The organism is Variovorax sp. DAIF25, assembly GCF_050711835.1.
Lineage (GTDB): Bacteria > Pseudomonadota > Gammaproteobacteria > Burkholderiales > Burkholderiaceae_C > Variovorax.
On the sequence record NZ_CP136636.1, the window covers coordinates 3,145,337 to 3,166,462 of the forward strand.

At 70.3% G+C, this 21,126-nt stretch carries 21 protein-coding genes; 13 read left to right on the forward strand and 8 right to left on the reverse strand.

Translation table 11 applies throughout. The features are described 5' to 3' along the window. Nucleotides 1–2: 2 nt before the first annotated feature. The 11 genes from rnhA (at nt 3) to R0232_RS14590 (ending at nt 10,698) form a co-directional block, all read left to right on the forward strand. Nucleotides 3–452 (forward strand): ribonuclease HI, encoded by a 450-nt coding sequence (rnhA, locus tag R0232_RS14540; RefSeq protein ID WP_398498285.1) that lies wholly within the window; start codon nt 3–5, stop codon nt 450–452. Nucleotides 453–596: 144 nt separating this feature from the next. Beyond that, complete coding sequence (locus R0232_RS14545) at nt 597–1,532, forward strand: helix-turn-helix domain-containing protein (protein ID WP_177239264.1); 936 nt, start codon at nt 597–599, stop codon at nt 1,530–1,532. Between the two features lie 127 nt (nt 1,533–1,659). Continuing rightward, nucleotides 1,660–1,899, forward strand: coding sequence for a hypothetical protein (locus R0232_RS14550; RefSeq protein ID WP_431512538.1), 240 nt, complete (start codon nt 1,660–1,662; stop codon nt 1,897–1,899). 61 nt (nt 1,900–1,960) lie between these two features. After that, on the forward strand, nt 1,961–3,373 hold the full coding sequence (locus tag R0232_RS14555) for an amidase (RefSeq protein WP_431512539.1): 1,413 nt from the start codon (nt 1,961–1,963) through the stop codon (nt 3,371–3,373). A gap of 151 nt (nt 3,374–3,524) precedes the next feature. Then, on the forward strand, nt 3,525–4,925 hold the full coding sequence (locus R0232_RS14560; RefSeq protein WP_431512540.1) for an amidase: 1,401 nt from the start codon (nt 3,525–3,527) through the stop codon (nt 4,923–4,925). A 76-nt stretch (nt 4,926–5,001) separates the two neighbouring features. Continuing rightward, a complete protein-coding gene (locus R0232_RS14565; RefSeq protein WP_431512541.1) occupies nt 5,002–6,225 on the forward strand; it encodes an urea ABC transporter substrate-binding protein in 1,224 nt (407 codons plus the stop codon). A 38-nt stretch (nt 6,226–6,263) separates the two neighbouring features. Further along, a complete protein-coding gene (locus R0232_RS14570; RefSeq protein WP_057592524.1) occupies nt 6,264–7,130 on the forward strand; it encodes an ABC transporter permease subunit in 867 nt (288 codons plus the stop codon). A gap of 33 nt (nt 7,131–7,163) precedes the next feature. After that, nucleotides 7,164–8,258, forward strand: a complete 1,095-nt coding sequence (locus R0232_RS14575) for a branched-chain amino acid ABC transporter permease (protein WP_431512542.1) — start codon at nt 7,164–7,166, stop codon at nt 8,256–8,258. Then, nucleotides 8,255–8,983, forward strand: a complete 729-nt coding sequence (locus R0232_RS14580; protein WP_431512543.1) for an ABC transporter ATP-binding protein — start codon at nt 8,255–8,257, stop codon at nt 8,981–8,983. The genes R0232_RS14575 and R0232_RS14580 overlap by 4 nt, the downstream gene beginning before the upstream one ends. Then, nucleotides 8,970–9,683, forward strand: a complete 714-nt coding sequence (locus tag R0232_RS14585) for an ABC transporter ATP-binding protein (protein ID WP_203205638.1) — start codon at nt 8,970–8,972, stop codon at nt 9,681–9,683. The genes R0232_RS14580 and R0232_RS14585 overlap by 14 nt, the downstream gene beginning before the upstream one ends. Before the next feature lie 25 nt (nt 9,684–9,708). Continuing rightward, nucleotides 9,709–10,698, forward strand: coding sequence for an acetamidase/formamidase family protein (locus tag R0232_RS14590; RefSeq protein WP_431512544.1), 990 nt, complete (start codon nt 9,709–9,711; stop codon nt 10,696–10,698). Between the two features lie 9 nt (nt 10,699–10,707). Here the strand turns inward: R0232_RS14590 and R0232_RS14595 are convergent, their stop codons facing one another. From R0232_RS14595 to R0232_RS14630, 8 genes are all read right to left on the reverse strand, one after another. After that, nucleotides 10,708–11,925: an FAD binding domain-containing protein gene (locus R0232_RS14595; RefSeq protein ID WP_431512545.1), complete on the reverse strand. Its 1,218-nt coding sequence runs from the start codon at nt 11,923–11,925 to the stop codon at nt 10,708–10,710. After that, nucleotides 11,922–12,365: a VOC family protein gene (locus R0232_RS14600; protein ID WP_208513579.1), complete on the reverse strand. Its 444-nt coding sequence runs from the start codon at nt 12,363–12,365 to the stop codon at nt 11,922–11,924. Before R0232_RS14600 ends, R0232_RS14595 begins: the two co-directional genes overlap by 4 nt. Nucleotides 12,366–12,390: 25 nt before the next feature. Beyond that, entirely contained in the window at nt 12,391–13,062 is a 672-nt protein-coding gene (locus R0232_RS14605) for a TetR/AcrR family transcriptional regulator (RefSeq protein WP_093341362.1), read from the reverse strand. Between the two features lie 60 nt (nt 13,063–13,122). Beyond that, a complete protein-coding gene (locus R0232_RS14610) occupies nt 13,123–14,868 on the reverse strand; it encodes a CocE/NonD family hydrolase (RefSeq protein ID WP_431512546.1) in 1,746 nt (581 codons plus the stop codon). Between the two features lie 11 nt (nt 14,869–14,879). Beyond that, nucleotides 14,880–15,860 carry a Bug family tripartite tricarboxylate transporter substrate binding protein gene (locus R0232_RS14615; RefSeq protein ID WP_431512547.1) on the reverse strand — a complete coding sequence of 327 codons (981 nt, stop codon included), beginning with the start codon at nt 15,858–15,860 and terminating at the stop codon, nt 14,880–14,882. 169 nt (nt 15,861–16,029) lie between these two features. Beyond that, nucleotides 16,030–17,343 (reverse strand): molybdopterin molybdotransferase MoeA, encoded by a 1,314-nt coding sequence (moeA, locus tag R0232_RS14620; protein ID WP_431512891.1) that lies wholly within the window; start codon nt 17,341–17,343, stop codon nt 16,030–16,032. Nucleotides 17,344–17,351: 8 nt separating this feature from the next. Continuing rightward, nucleotides 17,352–18,497: a GTP 3',8-cyclase MoaA gene (gene moaA / locus R0232_RS14625; protein WP_431512548.1), complete on the reverse strand. Its 1,146-nt coding sequence runs from the start codon at nt 18,495–18,497 to the stop codon at nt 17,352–17,354. A gap of 112 nt (nt 18,498–18,609) precedes the next feature. Then, nucleotides 18,610–19,317, reverse strand: a complete 708-nt coding sequence (locus R0232_RS14630; protein ID WP_431512549.1) for a hypothetical protein — start codon at nt 19,315–19,317, stop codon at nt 18,610–18,612. Nucleotides 19,318–19,503: 186 nt separating this feature from the next. Here R0232_RS14630 and R0232_RS14635 point away from each other — a divergent pair, with 186 nt between their 5' ends. Next, on the forward strand, nt 19,504–20,154 hold the full coding sequence (locus R0232_RS14635; RefSeq protein ID WP_431512550.1) for a superoxide dismutase: 651 nt from the start codon (nt 19,504–19,506) through the stop codon (nt 20,152–20,154). A gap of 38 nt (nt 20,155–20,192) precedes the next feature. Then, nucleotides 20,193–21,083: a ZIP family metal transporter gene (locus R0232_RS14640; RefSeq protein WP_208510108.1), complete on the forward strand. Its 891-nt coding sequence runs from the start codon at nt 20,193–20,195 to the stop codon at nt 21,081–21,083. Nucleotides 21,084–21,126 lie beyond the last annotated feature (43 nt).

A 21,126-nucleotide genomic window follows, 5' to 3' on the forward strand; every position in this document is an offset into this window, starting at 1 on the left:
GCTTGAACGAAGTCGTGATCTACACCGATGGTGCCTGCAAGGGCAATCCCGGCCCCGGGGGCTGGGGCGCCTGGCTCAAGTCGGGCGCCACCGAGAAGGAGCTGTTCGGCGGCGAGCTGAACACCACCAACAACCGCATGGAGCTCACGGCCGTGATCGAGGGCCTGGCCGCGCTCAAGCGGCCCTGCAAGGTCACGCTCTACCTCGACAGCCAGTACGTGCGCCAGGGCATCACCGAGTGGATCCGCGGCTGGAAGGCCAAGGGCTGGCTCACCTCGACCAAGCAGCCGGTGAAGAACGTCGAACTCTGGCAGCGGCTGGACAAGCTGGTGCAGGAGGGCGGCCACGCCATCGAGTGGCGCTGGGTCAAGGGCCATTCGGGCGACCCGGGCAACGAGCGCGCCGACATGCTGGCCAACAAGGGCGTGGACAAGGCGCTGGGCCGCGGCTGAACACGCGGAGACTACGGGTCAGCCCTCAGAGGGAAGCGGGGCCCGCACGCTAGAGTGCGCGGGCAGGCCTCGGCAAGGGCATGGATGTTGCTTGAGGCGTTGCGATGGCCATCGCGAGATGGTTTCCAACCCTTCGCTCGCAGCATGCACCTCGACTACTCCACCGACACGGTCGACGACGCCCAGCGCTTTGCGTACTGGAGCGACGTGGTGTGCCAGCACCTGATCCCGGCCAAGAGCGTGGTGCCCGACCGCCAGCATTTCAACGCGCGCTTCAGGTTGCGCTCGCTCGGCAAGCTCGCGCTGGCCGAGATGTCGTCGCCGCGCCATGTCTGGGAGCGCGATGCCCAGCACCTGCGCAGCGGTCCCAACGAGGACTTCATGCTGAGCCTGATGGTGTCGGGCCACGGCGTGCTCTCGCAGTCGGGGCGGGAAGTGGTGCAGCGCAACGGCGACATCGTGCTCTACGACGCCGCGCGGCCCTTCAGCTTCGACCTCGCGCCCGAGTCCACGCTGCTGGTTCGCATTCCGCGCCGGCAACTGCTGTGCCGCTTTCCCGAGGCCCACAACCTCACGGCGATGCACCTGGCCGAGGGCCATCCCACGGCGCGGCTGCTCGGCCACATGATCCGCGAGGCGGCGAGCCTCGAGCTCTCGGGCAGCGAGGCCATGGAGGCCAGCCTCGCGGGCTCGATGCTCGACATGCTCTCGGCCGTGCTGCAGGTGCAGAGCGACGGCGCCGAGGCCGCGCTGTCCTCGCATGCCCAGCTCTACCAGCGCACGCGCGAGTACATCGCCGCGCACCTCGACGACTGCGAGCTCGACGTGGAGCAGATCGCCGCGGCGCAGCACGTGTCGGCGCGCACGCTGGCGCGCGTGTTCGCCGAGTACGGCAGCACGCCGATCCAGCACCTGTGGAAGCAGCGGCTCGAGGCCAGCCATGCGGCGCTCAGCGAAGGCCGGGTGCGGCAGGTCACGCAGGCCGCGTTCCAGCACGGCTTCAGCGACCTCTCGCATTTCTGCCGCGTGTTCAAGAAGGCCTACGGCGTGACGCCGCAGACCCTGCTGCGCCGCCACTGAGCACGGCCGTCCGCCGCGGCTGGCGGTTCCAGCCCATCGCGATGGCAGGCGCAGCCAAGCCGCGAACCGCGTCGTTGCCTATCGTGAAGCCAGCCCCCAGACGGGCGCTTCACGCAAGGAAACGACGATGCCTTCCTCCACCTCCGATCCATCCGGTACCCCGCCGGCGATCGACACCGCCGCGCTGGCGCGCTGCGCCGGCCTCGACCTGAGCCCCGAGCGGCTGGCCGCAGTCGATGCCGTGCTGCAGGCCTGGATCCCCGCCGCCAATGCGCTCAGCGCGCAGATGAGCGATCCCGCGCGGCAGGCGCTGATGCCGGTCACGGCCTTCACGCATGCGCACGAGCTGCCGGAGGAGGGGGCATGAGCGCCGCGCCGGGCCGCCCCAAGCAAGCTCGCACCGCAGTGCGAAGCACGGAGGTACTTCGATGAACGACATCGCGAACCTGGGCCTCGCCGAAGCCGCGCGCCTGGTGCGCGCGCGCAAGGTCTCGCCGGTGGAGCTGGTCGAGGCCTCGCTCGCGCGCATCCGTGCCCACGACGGCGTGCTCAGGTCCTTCATCACCGTGTTCGAGGAACAGGCGCTGCAGGTCGCGCGCGCGGCCGAGATGCTGTCGGCAGCGGGCCACGAGCTCGGCCCGCTGCATGGCTTGCCGCTGGCGCTCAAGGACAACGTCGCGCTGCGCGGCAGCCGCACCACGGCCGGCAGCAAGCTGCTGGCCGACTGGGTGCCCGAGGCCGACGCCACTGTCGCCACGCGGTTGCGCCAGGCCGGCGCGCTGTTCATCGGCAAGACCAACATGCACGAGTTCGCCTGGGGCGGCACCTCGGCCAACCCGCACTACGGCGCGGTGCGCAACCCCTGGGACACCGATCGCTTCCCGGCCGGCTCCAGCGGCGGCTCGGCCGTGGCGGTGGCCGCGCGCCTGTGCTTCGGCGCCATCGGCACCGACACCGGCGGCTCGATCCGGCTGCCCTCGGCCATCAACGGCATCGTCGGGCTGCGGCCCACCTATGGCCGGGTCAGCAACCACGGCGTGATCCCGCTGGCCTGGAGCATGGACACGGTGGGCCCGATGGCCCGCAGCGTGGAGGACTGCGCGCTGATGTTCGGCGCCATCGCGGGCTTCGATCCGAAGGACGCGGCCAGCGCGCCGCGCGCTGTGGACGACTACCTGCAGGACCTCGAGGGCGGCTGCCGCCACCTGCGCATCGGCATCGTGCCGGGCTACTTCTTCGAGCACCTGCAGGCACCCGTGCACGACGCAGTGAAGGCGGCGCTCGCGGCCTTCGTCGAACTGGGCGCGCAGGTGGTCGAGGTCGACATCGGCCACATCCACGGCAACATCTCGGCCCAGCTCACCATCGAGTCGGCCGAGCCCAGCGCCTACCACCAGCGCAACCTGCGCGAGCGGCCCGGCGACTACGGCGACGACGTGCGCACCCTGCTCGAGGCCGGCGAGATGCTGCTGGCCACCCACTACCTGCAGGCGCAGCGCTACCGCGCGCTGCTGCGCGCCGAGTTCCTCGAGGCCTTCCGCCGCGTCGACGTGTTCGTCTGTCCCTCGCTGCCCTTCGCGGCCACACGCATCGGCGAAACCAGCGTGGAGATCGAGCCGGGTCGGCCCGAGGACATGCTGTCCGCGATCATGCAGTTCACCGGCGTGGCCAGCCTCACGGGGCTGCCCTCGCTCAACGTGCCCTGCGGCTTCGATCCCGACGGCCTGCCGATCGGCATGCAGCTGATCGGCCGGCCCTTCGCCGAGGCCGCGCTGCTGCGCGCGGGCCATGCGTTCCAGCAGGCCACCGATTTCCACCGCCGCGCGCCCGCGCTGGCCTGAAAGCGCCAACCCACCCACCGACTGGCCGCGCCAGCACATCGCGATGGCGCTGCGAGCCAAGCCGCGAAGGCGGTGCTTCTATACCTTCGACGTCGGCGTCTTCCTACAGGCCGACCCCTTTTCCATCCACAACGAACGGAGCCTCCACACCATGCCGAACACCGATCTGCACTACCTCGAACTGCTCGAAGTCGGCCGCCTGATCCAGTCGAAGGAACTCTCGAGCGTCGAGGTCACGCAGGCCCAGCTCGACCGCATCGGGCAGGTCGACGGCGGCCTGCGCAGCTATGTGCGCGTGATGGCCGACTCGGCGCTGGCCGAGGCCAAGCGCGCCGACGCCGAGATCGCGCGCGGCGAATCGCGCGGCCCGCTGCACGGCGTGCCGGTGGCGGTCAAGGACCTGTGCTGGACCGCGGGCGTGCCCACGGCCGCCGGCATGACGCTCTACCAGGACTTCGTGCCCGAGGTCGACGGCACCGTGGTGCGCAAGCTGCGCGAGGCCGGCGCGCCGATCCTCGGCAAGCTGCAGCTCACCGAGAGCGCCTATGCCGACCACCATCCGAGCGTGTCGCCGCCGGTCAATCCGTGGAACGCGGCGCACTGGCCGGGCGTGTCCTCCAGCGGCTCGGGCGTGGCCACCGCCGCGGGCCTGTGCTACGGCTCGCTGGGCACCGACACGGGAGGATCGATCCGCTTTCCCTCGGCCGCCAACGGCCTCACGGGCCTGAAGCCGACCTGGGGCCGCGTGAGCCGCCATGGCGCCTTCGAGCTCGCCGCCACGCTCGACCACATCGGCCCGATGACGCGCAGCGCCGCCGATGCCGGCGCGATGCTCGGCGTCATCGCTGGCGCCGACGCGAACGATCCCACCGCCAGCCTGCTGCCGGTGCCCGACTACCTGGCCGACATCGGCAAGGGCCTGGCCGGGCTGCGCGTGGGCATCGACATGCGCTGGGCCACCGAGGGCGTGGACGCGCCGACGCGCGAGGTCTTCGATGCAGCCGTCGCCGCGGTGAAGACGCTGGGCGGCGAACTGCGCGAGGTGCGCTTTCCCGATCCGGCGCAGGCGCTGGCCGACTGGTTCCCGCTGTGCGGCATCGAGGCCGCGGTGGTGCACGAGAAGACCTATCCGGCACGCAAGGAGATGTACGGCCCGGCCGTGGCCGGCCTGATCGAGCTGGGCCTGGCGCAAAGCGGCACCGACTACCAGAAGATCGTGCTGCACCGCCACGACTTCAGCGGCCGCGTGCGCGCGATGTTCGAGGACATCGACCTGCTGCTGATCCCGGCCACAGGCATCGCCTCGCCGACCATGGAGCGCATGGCGCAGATGGGTGTAGACGCCGAGCTGATGGCCGCGATGCTGCGCTACACCTGCCCCTTCGACATGACCGGCAGCCCCACGATCACGCTGCCCGGCGGCTTCACGCCCGCGGGCATGCCGGTGGCCTTCCAGTTCGTGTCGCGCCACTTCGACGAGGCGCTGCTGGTGCGCGCCGGCGCGGCCTTCCAGCAGCTCACCGACTGGCACCGCCGCCATCCCGCGCTCTGAGCGCCGCGGGCTTCCCGTTTCCTCGCTCTCCCTCGTTCTTCCCTCGTTCTTTTTCTCTTCCCTCGAAAGCACCACCATGACACTACGCAATGCGCTTCTCTCCCTGGGCTGCACGCTGGCGCTGGCCACCTCGGCAATGGCCGCCGATCCGCTGAAGATCGGCCTGATGGAAGACGTCTCGGGCGACCTCGCCGTGCTCGGCAAGCCCAAGCTCAACGGCTCGCTGCTGGCCGTGGAGGAGATCAACAAGGCCGGCGGCATCATGGGCCGGCAGATCGAGCTGATCCATCTCGATCCGCAGGGCGACAACGCGCGCTACCAGGAGTTCACGCGGCGCCTCCTGAGCAAGGACAAGGTCGACCTGCTGATCGGCGGCATCACCTCGGCCTCGCGCGAGGCGGTGCGCCCGATCGTCGACCGCACGCAGACGCCGTACTTCTATACCAACCAGTACGAGGGCGGCGTGTGCGACGCCAACATGATCAGCATGGGCGCGGTGCCCGAGCAGCAGTTCTCCACGCTGATCCCCTACATGGTCCAGACCTTCGGCAAGAAGGTCTACGTGGTGGCGGCCGACTACAACTTCGGCCAGATCTCCGCCGAGTGGAACCGGACCATCCTCAAGGACCTGGGCGGCACCGTGGTGGGCGAGGAGTTCATCCCGCTGGGCGTGTCGCAGTTCGCGCAGACGATCCAGAACATCCAGAAGGCCAAGCCCGACTGGCTGCTGATGCTCAACGTGGGCGCGGCGCAGGACTCCTTCTTCGAGCAGGCCGCGGCCGCCAAGCTGAACCTGCCGATGGGCTCGTCGGTGAAGGTGATGCTGGGCTTCGAGCACAAGCGCTTCGCGCCGCCTGCGCTCAACCGCATGCACGCCACGGCCAACTGGTTCGAGGAGATCGACACGCCCGCGGCCACCGAGTTCAAGAAGCGCTGGCACGCCAAGTTCCCGAACGAGCCCTACATCAACGACATGGGCTACAACGCCTACAACACGCTCTACATGTACAAGACCCTGGTCGAGAAGGCCAAGTCGACCAAGCTGGCCGACCTGCGCAAGGTGATCGCCGCCGGCGACGCCTGCATCGAGGCGGCCGAGGGCAAGATCTGCATCGATCCCAAGAGCCAGCACGTGTCGCACCAGATGCGGCTGATCTCGGTCGACGACAAACATGCGGTGAAGGTGCTCAAGGACTACGGGACCATCCAGCCCTACTGGCTCGGCCAGATCGGCTGCGACCTGACGAAGAAGAACGACCGCAAGCAGTACACGCCCTCGGACCTGCCGAAGAAGTCCTGAGCGCGTTTGCAGCAGCCAGCCACTGACCGGGAGCCGCGGTGTTCGCCGAAATCTTCTCCTTCCTCTACCAGTTCGCCGACGTGTTCGCGTTCCTCATCCTCTCGGCGGCCGGCCTGGCCGTGGTGTTCGGGATGATGGGCGTGATCAACATGGCGCACGGCGAGTTCATCATGTGCGGCGCCTACGTCACCGTGGGCCTGGTGCATGGCGGGCTGCCGCTGCCGCTCGCGCAGCTGTGCGGCACGCTCGCGGCCGGCCTGATCGGCATGGCCGTGGAGTGGAGCCTGGTGCGCAAGCTCTACAAGCGGCCGCTCGACTCGCTGCTCGCCACCTTCGGCCTGAGCCTGATCGTCACGCAGGGCATGCTGCTGGTGTTCGGCTCCACGCTCGCGGGCGTGGGCACGCCCGAGGGCAGCTTCAGCGTGGGCGGCTACAGCTTCTCGGTCTACCGGCTGGTGCTGTTCGCGGCCGCGGTGGCGGTGCTCGGCGGCATCTACCTGGTCTTCATGCGCACCCGCTTCGGCGTGCATGCGCGCGCCACCATGCAGAACGCCTCGATCGCGCAGGCCACCGGCGTGCGCGTGGGCCGCGTGTATGCGCTGAGCTTCGGCATCGGCGCCGGCCTCGCGGGGCTGTGCGGCGCGCTCTATGCGCCGACCATGACCCTGATCCCGACCATGGGCGCGGCCTTCCTGGTCGAGAGCTTCGTCACGGTGGTGGTGGGCGGCGCCAACGTGCTGCTGGGCACCGCGCCGGCCGGCATCCTGCTCGCGGTCATCCGCACCGGCCTCAACGGCTGGGGCGGCCAGATCGTGGGCCAGATCGGGATGCTGCTGGCGGTGATCGTGGTGATCCGCATCCTGCCCGAAGGGGTGTCGGGCTGGCTGGCCCGGCGCACCCGCTGACCGGCGTCTTCCCCTGCACGGAGTCCTTCTCGCATGTTCCAACTCATCAACGGGCCGCAGACGCTGGGCGCCAGCCGCGTCTTCTGGCTTCCCTTCCTCGCCGTGCTGGTCCTGGTGCTCGCGTACCCGGCCGTCGCCGATTCGTACGACGTCGGCAACATGGCCTACCTGCTGACCTGGACCTTCATGGCCATGGGCCTGTGCCTGGTCTGGGGCTACGGCGGCATGCTGTCCTTCGGCCAGACCTTCTTCTTCGGTGTGGCCGGCTACGGCTACGGCGTGCTGGCCACCAACCTGGGCGGCGAGTCGGGCACCACCTTCCTCGCGCTGGCGTTGGCCCTCGGCCTGGCCGCGCTGGCGGCGGCGGTGCTCGGCTACTTCATGATCTGGGGCCGCGTGGGCGGCGTGTTCTTCGGCATCGTCACCTTGTCGGCCACGCTGGTGCTGGCCTTCTTCCTCGGCCAGACGGCCGGGCCCGAATGGCACATCGGCAACGCGCGGCTCAACGGCTTCAACGGCATGAAGGACATGGCGCCGCTGAACATCCCGTGGTTCGGCGGCGAGCAACTCTTCTTCGAGGGCGTGGCGCTGTACTACCTGGTGGTGGCGCTGATCCTCGTGGTCTACCTGGGCCTGCGCATCCTGCTGAACTCGCGCTTCGGCAACGTGGTGGTGGCGGTGCGCGAGGACCCGCAGCGCGCCGAGCTGCTCGGCTACGACGTGCGCAAGTACCAGCTCGCCACCTTCGTGATCGGCTCCGCGCTGGCGGGCCTCAGCGGCGTGCTCTACACCTCCTGGGGCCAGTTCATCACGCCCGCGAGCATCGGCCTGCCGGCCGCGGCGATGCCGATCGTCTGGGTCGCGTTCTCGGGCCGCGGCGACATCACGGCCACGCTGGTCGGTTCCTTCCTCGTGCTCTGGGCCTTCCAGGCGTTGACGGTCTACAGCCAGCAGGCGGCGCTGCTGCTGATGGGCGCGATGCTGCTGTGCACCGTGATGGTGGCGCCGCAGGGCTTCGTGATCGGCGTGGCGAACGCGGCGCGGCGGCTGTTCGCGCGGCGCGGTGCAACCAAGGCCGCGGCGCCGTCGAAGCTGCCCGAAGCCACGACCGCGGAGGTGCGCGCATGAGCGATGTCTTGTTGCAGACCCACGGCCTGTCGAAGCGCTTCGGCGGCCATGCGGCGGTGTCGGAGGTCGACCTCTCGGTGCGCCGCGGCGAGATCCATTGCCTGATCGGGCCCAACGGCGCGGGCAAGAGCACGCTGTTCAAGCTGATCGTCGGCACCCACGAAGCGAGCGAGGGCCGCATCGAGTTCCAGGGCCGCGAGGTGACCGGCGAGCGGCCCTACCAGCGCGTGCAGCAGGGCATGAGCATCAAGATGCAGGCGCCCAGCGTGTTCCGCGAACTGCCGGTGCGGCAGAACATCCACATCGCGCTGCAGCACCATGCGCGGCTGGCCGAGCTGCGGCGCGAGGAGGACCGGCTGCTCGAGCTGCTGGACCTCGCGGCCGATGCCGACAAGCCCGCGGGCGAGCTGGCCCACGGCCAGCAGCAGTGGCTGGAGATCGGCATGGCGCTGGCGCTCAAGCCGGTGCTGCTGCTGATGGACGAGCCCACGGCCGGGCTGTCGCCCGAGGAGACCTTCAAGACCGGCGAGCTGATCCAGAAGCTCAATGCCGAGGGCATGACGGTGCTGGTGGTCGAGCACGACATGGCCTTCATCCGCCAGATCGCGCAGCGCGTGACCGTGCTGCACTTCGGCAAGGTGTTCGCCGAGGGCTCGATCGCCGAGGTGATCGCCGATCCGCGCGTGGCCGAGATCTACCTGGGGAAGACGCATGAACACCACTGAGACCGTGCTCGAGATTCGCGGCCTGCAGGCCGGCTACGGCGCCACGCCGATCCTCCAGGGCGTCGACCTGACAGTGGGCAAGGGCGAGATCGTGGCGCTGATCGGGCGCAACGGCGTGGGCAAGACCACCACCATGCGCTGCCTGATGGGCCTGCTGCGCACGCGCGGCGGCGGCATCCGCTTCCTGGGGCGCGACATCGAGACCCTGGCCAGCGATGCACGCGCACGGCTGGGCATCGGCTACGTGCCGCAGGGGCGCGAGGTGTTCCCGCGCATGACGGTGGCCGAGAACCTGATGGTGGGCGAGCTGATCGGCGGCCCGCGCGGCCGCAAGCAGCCCGAGCTGGTCTACCAGTACTTCCCGCGCCTGGCCGAGCGGCGCGACCAGCTCGCGGGCACCATGTCGGGCGGCGAGCAGCAGCAGCTCGCCATCGGCCGCGCGCTGGTGGGCAACCCGGCGCTGATGCTGCTCGACGAACCCTCGGAAGGCATCCAGCCTTCGATCGTGCAGCTGATCTGCGACGTGCTGCGCGCGATCCGGCGCGACCTCGGCACCACCATCCTGTTCGTCGAGCAGAACCTCGACACCATCCTCGACGTGGGCGAGCGCGCCTACGTGATGGAGAAGGGCCGCATCGTCGGGCGCATCGAGCCCGGCGCCATGAACGCGCAGGCGGTGCGCGAGCACCTCTCGCTGTGAAGCAACCATCAAGGAGACACATCCCATGAGCTGGCTCGAACGATCGATCATGCAGACGCGCGGCGAGGGCCGTGCGCGCAGCGTGGCCACCCATGAACTCACCGAGGCGAAGCAGGGCACCTACCACTTCACCATCGGTCCCTACACCCAGCCCGTGCTGACGGTGAAGCCCGGCGACCGCATCGTGGTCGAGACGCGCGATGCCTTCGACGGCAAGGTCAAGACCGAGCAGGACCTGCCGTCGAAGGTGCTGACCATGCCCTTCGTCAACCCGCAGAACGGCCCGATCATGGTCGAGGGCGCCGAGCCCGGCGACGCGATCGCGGTGCACATCGAATCGATGGCGCCGCGCGGGCCCAATCCGCGCGGCACCTGCTGCATGATCCCGGACTTCGGTGCGCTGAGCGGCACCGCCTTCACCGCGCTGCTGAACCAGCCGCTGCCCGAGACCGTGCGCAAGATCGACGTGGACGAGGAGGGCGTGTACTGGAGCAAGCGCGTCACCCTGCCGTACCGCCCGCACATCGGCACCCTGAGCTGCTCGCCCGAGCTCGATTCCATCAACAGCCTCACGCCCGACCAGCACGGCGGCAACATGGACCTGCCCGACATGGGCCCGGGCAGCATCACCTACCTGCCGGTGCGCACGCCGGGCGGGCGGCTGTTCATCGGCGATGCCCATGCCTGCCAGGGCGACGGCGAGGTCTGCGGCACCGCGGTCGAGTACCAGAGCCTCACGACCATCCGCGTCGACCTGATCAAGGGCTGGAAGCTCGAGTGGCCGCGCCTGGAGACCGAGGCCATGATCATGGCCATCGGCAGCGCGCGGCCGCTCGAGGACGCGACCCGCATCGCCTACAAGGAGCTGGTGCTGTGGATGGAGGCCGAGTACGGCTACGACCGCTGGGACGCCTACATGATGCTGAGCCAGTGCGGCAAGGTGCGGCTGGGCAACTTCGTGGATCCGAAGTACACGGTGGGGGCGGGGATCTCGAAGGAGTATCTGGCGCCTTGAACCGGTCGTTCAGTCCACGGCGACGCCCGGCGTGATCGGCATCGCCGTCTCGCGCATCACGGCCTCGGGCGAGCGGTGGCGCTCGGCCATCGCTCGCTCTTCGGCGGTCTGCAACTGCGCCTGCATGTAGGCGCCGAGCGCGCGGGCATGCGCAACGATGCGCGTGCCCTCGGGCTGGCGCCTGTGCTCGTAGGCCTGCAGCGCTTCGGCGACCGGGGCCGTGCACGCGAGTGCCTCGGCCAGCGCGCTCGCGTCGTCGGCCGCCTTGCTCACGCCCATGCCGCAATGCGGCCGTGCGACGAAGGCCGCATCGCCGAGCAGCGCGACGCGGCCGAAGGCCAGGCGCGGGCTCTCGAGGTCGAAGATCGGCTGGAAGAACAGGTTGGCGGCCTTGGCGATCACCTCGGCGCACTGCGGTGACAGCACCTCGGCCGCGGCGCGGCGCGCGGCCGCGAGCACCTCGGGCCGTACGCGCGGCGGCGGTATGCCTTCGGGCCAGTGGCGGCCCTCGGCATCGGTCAGCAGGTCGCGCAGCGCGCCGTGCTCGTCGGCCGGGCGATACCAGACGAAGTTGAAGCGGCGCCGGCCGGGCACGACGCTGTTGTCGGCGCCCGCGATCGGGTAGGCGACCAGTTGCTCGTGCGGCGGCAGGTCGAAGACGAAATGCGGGAACACGCGCTCACGCACCGGCGCCGACAGCACGGCCTCGTCGACCATGCCGCGCCAGGCGACGTAACCCGCATAGCGCGGCTCGGCGCCGGGCAGCAGGCGCTTGCGGATCGCGGAGCGCAAGCCGTCGGCGGCCACCAGCAGGGCGGCTTCCTCCTCGTGGCCGTTCGAGAGGCGGATGCGCACGCGCTCGTCGTCCTGCTCGAAGCCCACGACCTCGCTGCTCGAGCGGTAGCAGTCGTCGGGCAGCGCCGTGCGCAGCAGGTGGAACAGGCGCGACCAGGCCGTCAGCAGCTGCGGCACCTCGCGATGGCCGCGCACGCTGCCGTCGCGCGCCAGCACGATCCGCTGGGCCACGCGCACGCCGAGCGAATCGTCGGCCGGCAGGCCGAGCGCGCGCAGAGCCTCGAGCAGCGCGGGATGGGTCACGATGCCGGCGCCGCGGCCCTGCAGTGCCTGCTCGACGCGCTCGTGCACTTCCACGGTCCAGCCCCGGCGCCGCAGCATGTGGGCCGCGAACAGGCCGCCGAGCGAACCGCCCGCGATCACCGCCTTCATCGGGTCTCCACCGCTTCGGCGGCCTCGTAGTTGAGCTCGATCGTCAGGCCCGACGGGTCGGCCACGAAGAGCTGGTGCAGGCCCATCGCGGGCACGGTGCGTTCGGTGAACGGCAGGCCGGCGCCGCGCAGCCGCGCGCGCATGCCGGCCAGGCCGCTGGCGAGGAAGGCGAGGTGGTCGATCGCGCCCGAGCCGTGCAGTTGCGCCTCGGGCTTGTCGCCGAGGTAGGCGGCCAGGCCCTCGGGATGGTCGCGGTCGATGCCGATCAGGTGGACCACGCCGTAGTCGGCCTGGTCGCCGTCGCGGTAGAGCCAGGCGCCCGGAAAGTCGAACGGCGGCCGTTGGCCCTCGCGCAGGCCGAGGATGTCGACGTAGAAGCGCAGCGAGGCCGCGAGGTCGGGCGTGCGGATCGAGCAGTGGTCGAGCTTGCGGATCGTCATGCGCGGGCCTCCCGCGCGAGGCGGCTCAGGCGCCGCGCTCGGCCTTCAGCACCGCCGGCACGCCCGAGAGAAAGGCACGCACGCGCAGGTCGATCACGCGCTCCACCTCGCGCGGGGTGGGCAACTGGTAGATCCACTTGCGCACGCCGAGGTAGAACACGCTCGAATGCATGGCCCAGATCAGCTCGATCTCCTCGTCGAGCGCGGCCTGGTCCTTCGGCTCGGGGATGCCGAAGGTCTGGCGCATTTCGCGCGCGATCAGCACGAAGTGGCGCTCGCGCAGCCGCGCCAGGTACTTCTGGTTGATGCCCTCGCGGCTCAGGCCGGCCTGGATGAAGATGCGCACGAAGTCGCTGCGCAGCACGAAGCGGCCGTAGTCGACCAGGTAGCGCTGGAGCCGCGCCTCTAGCGGCACCGCGCGGTCGGCCAGCCACTCTTCCCATTCGGGGTTCCAGCGCCGCACGAAGATCTCCTCGTACACGCTGTCGATCAGCGACTCCTTGGTCGGGAAGTAGCGGTAGAGCAGCGGCTGGGTGATGCCGATCTCGCTGGCGAGGTCGCGCGTGCTGGCCTCGAAGCCATGGCGCGCGAAGAAGGCGATGGCCGCCTGCAGGATCTGCTCCTGCCGGTCTTCGGGCGCCAGCCGCCGCCGCGGGGCACGCTCGGTCGCGATGGAAGGGGAGGATTTCTCGGGCATGAAAAACGAAAGGGCGGTGCACGCGGCCGACGGGCCGGCGCGTGGCCTGGGTTGCCGGAGTCATCCTACCTCCTTCGCGGCTTCGGGCACGACGGGCAGCAGCAGCCAGGCCGGGTCGGCCGGATCGAGGTGCAGCGTGCAGACGGTGTCGAACACGGCCGGCGGCCGGTCGTCGGCATCGTCGTGCACGAAGGGGCCGCAGCCGCGCATCGGGTTCTTCATGTTCGACAGCGCCGCGCTGTCCTGGCCGTGCTCGTAATCGCGCCCGAGCAGCGTGAGCGCGACGCTCCAACCCTTGGGCACCACCACCGAGGTGGGCCAGATCTCGACGTCGAGGTCGACCGGCTCGCCGGGCGCGAGCGGCTGCAGCTCGTCGTGCGTGTGGTAGGGCCGCCAGGGCGTGCTGCGCGCGGCGTCGAGCTTGCGGTGCGAGGCGCGCAGCCAGCCCTGGCCGACCGGCGTCTTGGGATCGAGCGCGCCGTAGAACAGCAGCTCCTTCCCCGCGGGATCGAACACGCGCAGCACGGCGAACAGGTCGGCATCGCGCGTGCGCGAGGACAGGCGCAGGCGCAGCGCGCTCGGGCCGGTGATCTCGGTCTCCTCGGCCATCGGGGCCGAGCGGAAGCTGAGGCCTTCGCCCATCGTGTCGTAGTCGAGCGTGGCGGCGGCGGTGGGCGGCTCGGGGCGCAGCGCCATGCCCTCGGCATGCAGGTACAGGCGGGTCCAGCGGGTGCGCGCGAGCGGCCATTCGTGCTCGGCGCGCTGCACGAAGCCGTCGACACGGCGCACGTTGAGCAGCACCGGCGGCTCGCGGTCCCAGCCGTTGTCGATGCCCTTGAGGAAGTGGTCGAAGAAGCGCCGCTGCAGCCCGATGCCGTAGTCGGTGTAGTACTCGACCCAGTGCGTGCCGCCATGCACCTCGAGCCATTTGCGCTGCGAGCCGGCCGCGAGGAAGCCCTCGATGTTGCCGCGCAGGTGCAGGCCCTGGCCGCCCCAGTTGGCGGCCGACAGCAGCGGCACCTCGATGCGCTCGGGCAGGCCGCTGCGGTCGCGGTAGTTGTCGTCGTCGAGCGGCCGGTTGATCAGCGAGGGCCAGGCATCGACGCGCAGCTTCGCGAGTTCCTCGTCGGGCACGGTCTCGGGGCCGCACACCAGTTCGCCGGTGACGGCGCTGCGCGCCCCGCGTTCGCCGCGGCCATGCTGCAGCGGCTTGACCTGCATCTCGAGCCAGTTCTTCGAGAACGAGCAGGCGATGCCGCCATGGCGCGAGGCCTCGCGGTAGCGGTCGACCGCGCCTTCCCAGATCATCAGCGCCGCCAGGTGGCGCGGCCGCAGCGCGGCCACGCGCCACTGGTTCATCGCGTAGTAGGAGATGCCGCTGAGACCTACCTTGCCACTGGACCAGGGCTGTTCGCCGGCCCATTCGATGCATTCGCGGAAGTCCTCGGTCTCGCGCAGCGAATGGCAGTCGAGCACGCCCGGCGAGCGGCCCGCGCCGCGCGAGTCGACGCGGATGCAGACGTAGCCGTGCGGCACCCACTTCTCGGGATCGCAGACTTCCCACTGCTGGTACTTGTTGCTGCTGCCCTCCAGCACCTCGGGCTTCTGCGCGGCCATGATGGTCCAGGCGGTCGAATAGCCTTCCTGGAACGCGAGTCCCTTGCCGTAGGGGCCGTAGCTTATGAGCACCGGGTAGCGGCCTTCGCCGACCGGACGGAACACGTCGGCCCGCAGCACGAGGCCGTCGGACATCTCGATCGGCGCATCCCAGTCGATGCGCATGCCGTCTCTTGTTTCGCTGTGCATGGTGTCTCTCCTTAGTCGAGGCTGATGTGGAGCGGTGCCAGCTGCTGCCTGTAGCGCTGCACCTCGGAACGGATGTAGGCCGCGAACTGCGCGGGCGTGGAGACCACCGGCGTCACGCCCTGGATCTTCATGCTGGCCTGGTAGTCGGGCAGCTTCACGGCGCTGGCCAGGTCCTTCTGCAGGCCGTCGGCCATCGCGGCGGGCATGCCGGCCGGACCGAGCAGGCCCGACCAGGCGGGCACGTCGACGTTGCGGATGCCGAGTTCCTCGAGCGTGGGCACCTCGGGCAGGCTGGCCACGCGGTGCGGGTTGGTGATGGCGAGCGCGCGCACCTTGCCTTCCTGCAGCAGCGGCTGCGCCAGCGAGGTGCCGAGGAAGGTGAGCTGCACGTGGCCGCCGAGGAAGTCCGTGAGCGGCGAGCCCTTGTAGGGCACGTGCAGCAGGCTGACGTTGGCCGAGCGCGAGAACAGCTCGCCCACCAGGTGCGTGGTGTTGCCGGTGCCCCAGGAGCCGTAGCTCACCGAGCCGGGCTTGGCGCGCGCGGCCTGCAGCACGTCGGCCACGCTCTTGTAGGGCGAGTCGGCGCGCACCAGCAGCACGAAGCCGTCGGCCTTGTGGATCTGCGTGATCGGCGTGAAGTCGGCCAGCGTGTCGTAGGGCAGCTTGTTGTAGAGCACGGCGTTGGTGGTGTGGCCGCCGGTGGTGAACAGCAGTACCGAGCCGTCGGGCTTGGCGCGCGCCACCTCGGCCGTGCCGATCAGGCCGCCGGCGCCGGGCTTGTTGTCGACGATGAACTGCCGTTGCGTGACTTGCGACAGGCTCTGCGCGAGCACGCGCGCCGAGGTGTCGAGCGGGTTGCCGGCGCCGAAGGGCACGACGATGCGCACCACCGCCGGGCCGTCGGCGGCCAGCGCGGCGAGCGGGAACGCGGGTAGCAGCAGGGCGGCCAGCGCGGCGGACAGTCGGTGGAAGGCTCTTCGGTCAGGCTGCATCTTGTCTCCTTTAAATAATCGTTTGATCAATAACTGGGCGAAGCATAGCCCGCGAGAAATAAGAATTTCTCGGTGTTAACCCGAAGGGAGTAGGAGAGGTGGGGAGAGGAGTTGCAGCTCTTTATTTATCAACTGCAACGATTTGGCGGCAGGCCGCCCGGCGGGCGCGCTAGACGATCCCGTCGAACATCATCACGTCGACCTCGTCGCCCGCGGCCACCGGGCCCTGGTCGTGGTGCAGCACCACGAGGCCGTTGGCCTCGACCATCGAACTCAGAACGCCCGAGCCCTGGTTGCCCGCCACCCGCACCTCGGGCAGCGCGCCGGGCACCGACTGCACGAAGCCGCGCTGGTACTCGGTGCGGCCCGGCTTCTTGCGGATCGGCCCGAGGCTGCGCGCGCGCAGCAGCGGCGGGTGCGCGGCAGCGGCGGCATGGCAGCCCATCATGCGCAGCAGCGCGGGCCGCACGAAGGCGAGGAAGGTGACCATCACGGCGACGGGATTGCCGGGCAGGCCGAACAGCACGGCCGATTCGTGGCCCTGGGGCTCGCGCGGGATCAGGCCCACGGCCATCGGCCGGCCCGGGCGCATCGCGACGCGCCAGAAGGCGATGTCGCCGAGCTGCTGCATCACGTCGCGCGTGTGGTCGGCCGCGCCGGCGCTGACGCCGCCGCTGGTGACGATGGCATCGGCCTCGCGCGCCGCACGCTGCACGGCGGCGGCCAGCGAGGCGGGATCGTCGCGCACCAGGCCGAGGTCGATGACCTCGCAGCCCAGCCGTTCGAGCAGGGCGGTGACGGTGTAGCGGTTGCTGTCGTAGACCGCGCCCTCGCGCGGCGCGTCGCCGATCTCGAGGATCTCGTCGCCGGTCGACAGGCAGGCCACGCGCAGGCGCCGCAGCACCGGCACGCCGGTCAGGCCCAGGCTCGCGACCATGCCGAGCGCGGCGGGCGACAGCCGCTGGCCGCGACGCAGGGCGGGCTGGCCCTGCATCAGGTCCTCGCCGGTGAGGCGGCGGTTGTCGCCGCGGCGCACCACGCGCGCGGGGAAGCTCAGGCGATCGTCCTCGACGCGGCAGAATTCCTGCGGGATCACGGTGTCGAGTCCGGCGGGCATGACGGCGCCGGTCATGATGCGCACCGCGTCGCCCGGGGCCAGCGCGCCGCGCCAGGTGGCGCCGGCCAGCGCGGTGCCCACGATGCGCAGCGAGACCGAGGCATCGCTGGGCGCATCGTCGCGCAGCAGCGCGCCGTCGAAGGCGAAGCCGTCCATGGCGGAGTTGTCGTGCGGCGGCACGCTGACGGGCGAGACGATGTCCTCGGCCAGCACCCGGCCGAGCGCTTGGCGCAGGCCGAGCTGTTCATGCTGCGCGACGACGGCGCCCTCGACCAGCCGCTCGATGAAACCGCGCACGCCGTCGACGCCGAGGTCCTGGGGGTCGTGGCAGGCGAGGCCGGCGGCGATGTCGGCGATGCGGCCCATCGGTGCGCTCATCCGCCGATGTAGCTCATCTCGACGCGGCGCTGCGTCTTGGCGCCGCCGTCGTCGGGGCCGCGCAGCGCGCGCAGTTCCGAGTAGCGGTCGGCGCGGCCCTGCCAGACATGGCCGATGGCCGAGGCGATCTCCTCGTCGCTGGCACCGCCGCGCAGCAGCGGGCGCAGGTCGTGGCCGGCGCTCGCGAACAGACACAGGTAGAGCTTGCCCTCGGTCGACAGCCGCGCGCGGCTGCAGTCGTGGCAGAAGGCCTGCGTGACGCTGCTGATGACGCCGATCTCGCCGCGGCCGTCGGCATAGGCCCAGCGCTGGGCGGTCTCGCCGGCCACGCTGGCCTCGAGCGGGCGCAGCGGGAATTCGGCGCCGATGCGCGCGACCACCTCGGCCGAGGGCAGCACCTCGTCCATGCGCCAGCCGTTGGTGGCGCCGACGTCCATGTACTCGATGAAGCGCAGCACGACCTTGCCGTCGAGCTGGTCGCGGAAGTGGCGCGCCATCGGCAGGATCTCCTGCTCGTTGGTGCCGCGCTTGACCACCATGTTGACCTTGATCGGGCCCAGGCCCGCGGCATGCGCGGCCTCGATGCCGGCCAGCACGTCGGCGACCGGGAAGTCGACGTCGTTCATGTGGCGGAACACGGCATCGTCGAGGCTGTCGAGGCTCACGGTCACGCGCTGCAGGCCGGCGGCCTTGAGCGCGGCGGCCTTGCGCTTGAGCAGCGAGCCGTTGGTGGTGAGCGTGAGCTCGAGGGGCTCGCCCGCGGGCGTGCGCAGCGCGGCCAGCTGCTCGATCAGGCCCTCGATGTTCTTGCGCAGCAGCGGCTCGCCGCCGGTCAGCCGGATCTTGCGCACGCCGTGCGCGGCGAACAGGCGGGCCAGCCGCGTGATCTCCTCGAAGCTCAGCAGCGCGCTGTGCGGCAGGTACTGGTAGTCCTTGTCGAACACGTCCTTCGGCATGCAGTAGCTGCAGCGGAAGTTGCAGCGGTCGGTCACGCTGATGCGCAGGTCGGTCAGCGGCCGGCCCAGGCGGTCGTGCAGCACGCCGGTGGCGGGCACCGCGACGCCGGGCACGGCGAGGGCCGCGCGCGCGCGGCCGATCTCGGCGATCGGGATGACGGTGCTGGAGCTGCTGCGGTTGTTCATGGGGCGAGGGGTCCGATTTTGCGCCATGGCCCAAGGGCCTGTGCCGCGCAGGCTACTGGATCGCGCCGCGGCGGACCTTGCCCGCGGTCAAGCTTCGGCGATACGGGGCCGTTCAACCGCGGCAGAGCTTGAGGTTGGTGCGGGTGGCGCGCACCACCGGCAGGTAGATCTCGGCGTCGGCCGGCGGGTATTCCTCCTGGATCTTCTCGTCGCTCTTGCCCGCGCTCTCGGCCAGCGGCGCCAGGGTCTGCAGGCAGGCGGCGCGGTCGCCGAGCTTGTACTGGGTCAGCGCGAGGTCGTTGCGCATCCAGCCCTTGCTGATCCAGTCGAGGGTCTTGTCGCACTCGGTGAGCACCGGTGCCAGCGTGGTGAGGGCGGCGGCGTAGTCGCGCGCGTCGTAGCGGCGCTTGAAGCCCTGGCGCGAGGCGGCCACGGCCTTGTCGGTGCAGGCCGGGGCCGGGCGAGTGTAGGTGCCCTCGAAGGTGGCGCGCGCGCCGCAGCTGTCGCGGCACTGGTCGGCGCCGTTGCTGCCGACCTTGACCGTGCCGCCGTTGACGGTGAAGTTCACCACGCAGCTCGAGTCGTCGAGCTTCGCCGTGCCGCGCGCCACGTTGCCGTCGAGCGCGCAGGTGTGGGCGTTGGCGCCGATGGTTGTGATGTCGAAATGGCCGTTGGGCTTGACGCGCAGCGCGCCGTTGCCGCCCTGGTAGATGTACTCGCCGGGCGGCGGCGAGGCGAACTCGGCGTGGGCGAGGCCGGCGGCGGCGAGCGCCAGCACGGGGAGGAGGCGGACGAAGGGCAGGGGGCGTGGAGCGTTCATCGGGCGTTCTTTGCGCAGGCGGCGACGGCCCGGCCAGTGTATCGGCCGCGCCCCGCCTGGCGGGTTCTCGCCATTCCCATGCAGCCTGTCTGGACATTGACAATGCGAACAATTATCATTTGTACGCCTGAGTACGTAGCGAATGGACGACGCAAAGGGCTTCTTTCAACCAGGAGCTTTGTCATCGTGCCCTACGTTCTTCCCGCCTTGCCCTATGCCTTCGACGCGCTCGAGCCCTACATCGACGCCCAGACGATGGAAATCCACCACGGCAAGCACCACCAGACCTACGTCAACAACCTCAACGCCGCGCTGAAGGACACGCCGCACGAAGGCCAGCCGGTCGAGGCGCTGATCGCCGGCGTCGAGCAACTGCCCGAAGCCCTGCGCGCGCCGGTGCGCAACAACGGCGGCGGTCATGCCAACCACGGCCTGTTCTGGACCGTGATGGCGCCCGTGGGCCAGGGCGGCGGCGGCCTGCCCGAGGGCGAGCTCGCCAAGGCCATCGATGCCGACCTCGGCGGCTTCGAGGCCTTCAAGGAGGCCTTCACCAAGGCCGCGCTCACGCGCTTCGGCAGCGGCTGGGCCTGGCTCACGGTCACGCCCGCCGGCAAGCTCGCGGTGGAGAGCAGCGGCAACCAGGACAGCCCGCTGATGCGCGGCATCGGCTCGGGCAACGTGCCGATCCTCGGGCTCGACGTGTGGGAGCACGCCTACTACCTCAAGTACCAGAACCGCCGCCCCGAATACATCGCGGCCTTCTACAACGTCGTGAACTGGGCCGAAGTGGCCCGTCGCCATGCCGCGGCGCTGCGCGGCGGAAATTCCGGCGCATGAACCCCGACAGCTCCGAGCAACCGGCAGCGGCCCCCGCCATGCACGGCCCGCGTCCCGCCCGCAGCGCGCGCGAATGGCTCGGGCTGGCGATCGTGGCGGCCGGCGCGGTCGTCGTGGTGGCGCATTTCTGGCGTTTCGTGACAGCCGACCCGGTGGTCTGGAACGCGTTCCTCGGCGGCTCGGTGGCGGCCTTCGCCACGGCGCTGGGCACCACGCCGGTGATCTTTTCGCAGCGCCTGCCCGGCCGCGTGCAGGACACGCTGTTCGGCTTCGGCGCCGGCGTGATGCTCGCGGCCTGCGCCTTCTCGCTGATCATTCCGGGCCTCGAGGCGGCCAAGTCGATCGGCGTCTTCGGCGGCGGCGACTGGGCGGCCGGCGGCGTGATCGGCGGCGCGATCCTGCTCGGCGGCATCGCGCTGATGGTGATGGACCGCGTGCTGCCGCACGAGCATTTCATCAAGGGCCGCGAAGGGCAGGCGGCGCGCCAGATCCGGCGCACCTGGCTCTTCGTGTTCGCGATCGCGCTGCACAACGTGCCCGAGGGGCTGGCGATCGGCGTCGGCTACGCGGCCAACAACGGCCTGCGCGCCGACGCGCTGGCCACCGGCATCGCGATCCAGGACGTGCCCGAGGGCCTGGTGGTGGCGGTGGCGCTGCTGGCCGCGGGCTACAGCCGCAGCTTCGCCGTGCTGATCGGCATGGCCTCGGGCCTGGTCGAGCCGCTGGGCGCGGTGCTCGGCGCGGCCGTGGTCGGCCATTCGGCGATGCTGCTGCCCTGGGGGCTCGGCTTCGCGGCGGGCGCGATGCTGTTCGTGATCAGCCACGAGATCATTCCGGAGTCGCACCGCAAGGGGCACGAGGCCTTCGCCACCGGCGGGCTGATGGTCGGCTTCGTGCTCATGATGTTGCTCGATACGGCGCTGGGCTGAGCGGCTTCGAGCCCCAAGAAAAAACGCGGCAGGCCTTTCGGTC

What these genes read in the sequence shown, in the direction of transcription:
- R0232_RS14580 (WP_431512543.1), top strand. Translation starts at nt 8,255, where the DNA reads ATGAGCGATGTCTTGTTGCAGACCCACGGCCTGTCGAAGCGCTTCGGC.
- R0232_RS14585 (WP_203205638.1), top strand. Translation starts at nt 8,970, where the DNA reads ATGAACACCACTGAGACCGTGCTCGAGATTCGCGGCCTGCAGGCCGGC.
- R0232_RS14630 (WP_431512549.1), bottom strand. Translation starts at nt 19,317, where the DNA reads ATGAACGCTCCACGCCCCCTGCCCTTCGTCCGCCTCCTCCCCGTGCTG.
- R0232_RS14550 (WP_431512538.1), top strand. Translation starts at nt 1,660, where the DNA reads ATGCCTTCCTCCACCTCCGATCCATCCGGTACCCCGCCGGCGATCGAC.
- R0232_RS14600 (WP_208513579.1), bottom strand. Translation starts at nt 12,365, where the DNA reads ATGACGATCCGCAAGCTCGACCACTGCTCGATCCGCACGCCCGACCTC.
- R0232_RS14545 (WP_177239264.1), top strand. Translation starts at nt 597, where the DNA reads ATGCACCTCGACTACTCCACCGACACGGTCGACGACGCCCAGCGCTTT.
- R0232_RS14605 (WP_093341362.1), bottom strand. Translation starts at nt 13,062, where the DNA reads ATGCCCGAGAAATCCTCCCCTTCCATCGCGACCGAGCGTGCCCCGCGG.
- R0232_RS14555 (WP_431512539.1), top strand. Translation starts at nt 1,961, where the DNA reads ATGAACGACATCGCGAACCTGGGCCTCGCCGAAGCCGCGCGCCTGGTG.
- R0232_RS14575 (WP_431512542.1), top strand. Translation starts at nt 7,164, where the DNA reads ATGTTCCAACTCATCAACGGGCCGCAGACGCTGGGCGCCAGCCGCGTC.
- R0232_RS14590 (WP_431512544.1), top strand. Translation starts at nt 9,709, where the DNA reads ATGAGCTGGCTCGAACGATCGATCATGCAGACGCGCGGCGAGGGCCGT.
- R0232_RS14640 (WP_208510108.1), top strand. Translation starts at nt 20,193, where the DNA reads ATGCACGGCCCGCGTCCCGCCCGCAGCGCGCGCGAATGGCTCGGGCTG.
- R0232_RS14615 (WP_431512547.1), bottom strand. Translation starts at nt 15,860, where the DNA reads ATGCAGCCTGACCGAAGAGCCTTCCACCGACTGTCCGCCGCGCTGGCC.
- R0232_RS14595 (WP_431512545.1), bottom strand. Translation starts at nt 11,925, where the DNA reads ATGAAGGCGGTGATCGCGGGCGGTTCGCTCGGCGGCCTGTTCGCGGCC.
- moeA (WP_431512891.1), bottom strand. Translation starts at nt 17,343, where the DNA reads ATGGGCCGCATCGCCGACATCGCCGCCGGCCTCGCCTGCCACGACCCC.
- moaA (WP_431512548.1), bottom strand. Translation starts at nt 18,497, where the DNA reads ATGAACAACCGCAGCAGCTCCAGCACCGTCATCCCGATCGCCGAGATC.
- R0232_RS14610 (WP_431512546.1), bottom strand. Translation starts at nt 14,868, where the DNA reads ATGCACAGCGAAACAAGAGACGGCATGCGCATCGACTGGGATGCGCCG.
- R0232_RS14565 (WP_431512541.1), top strand. Translation starts at nt 5,002, where the DNA reads ATGACACTACGCAATGCGCTTCTCTCCCTGGGCTGCACGCTGGCGCTG.
- R0232_RS14560 (WP_431512540.1), top strand. Translation starts at nt 3,525, where the DNA reads ATGCCGAACACCGATCTGCACTACCTCGAACTGCTCGAAGTCGGCCGC.